The sequence below is a fragment of the Synergistaceae bacterium genome (assembly GCA_021372895.1).
In the GTDB taxonomy this organism is placed as follows: domain Bacteria; phylum Synergistota; class Synergistia; order Synergistales; family Synergistaceae; genus JAJFTP01.
Genome location: JAJFTP010000023.1, coordinates 1 through 2,949 on the forward strand (window position 1 = coordinate 1; position 2,949 = coordinate 2,949).

The window sequence follows — 2,949 nt, forward strand, 5'->3', positions numbered from 1 at the left end:
AAGGCATGCGCGACAAGTATTCAAAGACAGTCCTTTAAACCTGTCAAAAGAGGGTGCCCTTCCCACGGAAAGGGCACCCTCTTGCGATCCATAAGCATTATGTATAACAAACCGAAATCACAGGCCTCAACCCCGCAAGCCGCCGAGTGATCCTATTTTTATAAGCGCAAAAGGGTTATACGAAAACTCAGGGAATATTGCAGAAAAGCGCTCGATCTGGTCACTCTACTCCAGAGTAAGAAATCCCTCTCTTATCGCATATTTTGTAAGTTCAACCATGCTCGCACAGCCAAGTTTATCCATAATACGGCGTCTGTGTGTATCGACTGTGTTCTTGCTGATTGAGAGATATTCCGCGATCTGCTTCCCATTATACCCTTTTACAAAGAGGTGGAGGACTTCCATCTCTCTTTCAGACAGCGGATTTACTTTATTTACCGCCTCGTTGTCAAGGAGACGCAGATAATCCTTAACAAGGACCGTGCATGCTTTTGTTGAAAGAAATATATCGCCTTTTGTAACTGAGCGTATCGCATCCAGGACAGCCTGGGGCGAGCTCTCTTTCAAGAGATATCCCTTCGCGCCTGCTTTCAGCGTCTCCGCGATAAAACGCCGGTCACTATGCATGGAAATTACGATTATAGCGATCCCTGGGTCCTGTGCTATTATTTTTTCCGTAGCCTGTATCCCGTTTATATTCGGCATAGTAACATCCATAAGTATTACATCAGGATGCAGCTCCTCTGTCATATTGACAGCCTCAAGACCATCTGATGCCGACCCTACAAGTTCAATGTCATCTTCGCTCTTAAGCAGGCTTTTCAGCCCTTCACGAAACAACTCATGGTCATCAGCGATAAGAAGCCTAATCATTTTCTCTCTCCTCATTTTCCCCGCATTTAACAGAGTTTATTTTAAGAGGTGCGAGCAAGGATATAGTAGTACCTGTTTTATCGGATATTATCTGCATATTGCCTCCGATATGTATCAATCTTTCCCTGATGCTAAACAATCCCAGTCCCGAGGAAGACCTTCTGCCCATATGGAACTTTTTGGGAAGTCCGATCCCGTTATCTTCAATAACGACCTGTATGCCGTTAGGACCTCTATTGACATTGATCGAAACATCATTGGCCTTTGAATGCTTTATAATATTGACCAGCAGCTCTCTTGACATTCTGTAGAGTATAACGCATACTGCATCGTCCGCAGCATAATCTTTCTGCGAACCCCTTGCCGTAACATTCCATCTGATTCCTCTCGGCGAAAGCAGGTTGTCTGCAAGTGCCTCGATTGCCGGCGTCAAACCTACCTCAAGGAGGATAGGAGGGCTCAATTGAAATATCAGCTGGCGGCTCTCTGCAATCATCTGCTCTGTGATCTTTAGTGAATTATCCAAACAATCAACTGCAGCCAATGGAATATCATAGTTTTCACGTAACTTGCGAAGATCAAACATCAGGGAAAGAAGCGAGTGCCCTATGCTGTCATGCAGGTCAGTAGCGATCTCCCTTCGTGTGTTTTCTTCGCTGAGAGTGACCTGCGTCGCAAGTTCTCTAAGCATTGTCCGGTAACGCAACAGTTTTTTTTGATTTTTCTTAAGTTTTTCGTCAGACTTCTTCCACTCTGTCCTGTCTAGAAAAATTGTCGCCGCCATGCCATCTGCAATAGGAAATGCCGTCACTTCAAGGTACTTCCCGGTATATCTGCTCTCATTCTCACAGTGTACGGGTTTTTCATTTTTTATACATTCGACTATTATCTCTCCCCAGCATGGTTCAACAGTCGGCCATACCTCATAGAAACTCCTGTCTACGATATCATCCTTCTTTACTTTGTTGACACGCTCATAAGCTGCATTGACATCGATAAATATCAGATGCTTCGTGTTTAAGTCCTTAATATCGCAGTCTATCCTGTAGATGGCAATAGGATTAAAGCTACGTTCGAAGAAAAAACTGTGCGGATATAATTGTGCCATAGTATGATCTTCCATTCCAATTCCAATTGTTTTTACATTTAAGCAATTCTGATTGACTTTATAGTGTGTCGGCCGGCGTTTTTTGAATATTTATTGCCATTTTACGCTAAGAGGATGCCTTTCCGTGGGAAGGGCACCCTCTTTTGACAGGTTTATTAAAGGACTGTCTTTGAATACTTGTCGCGCATGCCTTTGACTGCCGCTGCAAGCGCTTCAGGGTCAAGAACCATTTCCATCATGGAAATCTGTTCTTCCCACTGTGCGGGGTCACACTCCGCACGGATCTCTTCATCAAATACATGGTAAACCGCGAGTCCCAACGGGACTCCTGCAAGTGGTCCTGCAAATGTCGGATCGCCGTTTGTGACGGTTTCGGCGTAAATCTCTGCGCCTTCTGCGTCAGATGAACCGAGTATCACTACACAGTTCTCAGCTCCGAACTTTTCAGCCGCATCCAGGATGCGCTGCTGATTCTGCAGGTCCATTGCCCCTGCCGCGGTTCAGACAAAGCACTCGGTCGCTGAGAATACTATCTCTGCGCCGCTGTCCTTCAGACAAGCTTCCATCGCCGGCCCGGGTACTCCGTCCCTTTCTCCCAGAAGGAGAAGTTTCTTGCCTGCCAGTTTGCCCATAGCTGAACACCTCCTTCGTTTAATTATTTTTGGTGCATGCGCACCCGGCGGATGCCGGACACATTATACTGCCTACGCGATGAGTTTCTCTATCTCAGCCCTGATAGCTTCCGGAGTGCACTCTTCTTTTGAAAGGCGTTTTACCTCCGCCCCGTCTTTCCAGAAGAGGAACGTCGGAAGGCCCATTACCTTGAAGCCCATTGCGACCCTTTTGTTTGCAGAGCAGTCGACTGACGTGAATTTGACCTTGCCCTCGAATTCCTTTTCCATTTCGTGATAGTGCGGCATGAGTCCCATGCAGGGGACACACTGGGGGCCCCAGAAATCTACCACTAC

Annotated in this window: 4 protein-coding genes; all 4 read right to left on the reverse strand. The window is 46.4% G+C overall.

Translation table 11 applies throughout. The annotated features are described in order from the left end of the window. Window positions 1-225: 225 nt before the first annotated feature. A complete protein-coding gene (locus LLF78_02295; GenBank protein MCE5201331.1) occupies window positions 226-873 on the reverse strand; it encodes a response regulator transcription factor in 648 nt (215 codons plus the stop codon). Continuing rightward, a complete protein-coding gene (locus LLF78_02300; GenBank protein MCE5201332.1) occupies window positions 866-1,981 on the reverse strand; it encodes a histidine kinase in 1,116 nt (371 codons plus the stop codon). Before LLF78_02300 ends, LLF78_02295 begins: the two co-directional genes overlap by 8 nt. A 155-nt stretch (window positions 1,982-2,136) precedes the next feature. After that, window positions 2,137-2,613: a glycine/sarcosine/betaine reductase complex selenoprotein A gene (locus LLF78_02305; protein ID MCE5201333.1), complete on the reverse strand. Its 477-nt coding sequence runs from the start codon at window positions 2,611-2,613 to the stop codon at window positions 2,137-2,139. Window positions 2,614-2,685: 72 nt separating this feature from the next. After that, window positions 2,686-2,949 (reverse strand): thioredoxin family protein (locus tag LLF78_02310; GenBank protein ID MCE5201334.1); only part of this gene is annotated, 264 nt, incomplete at its 5' end.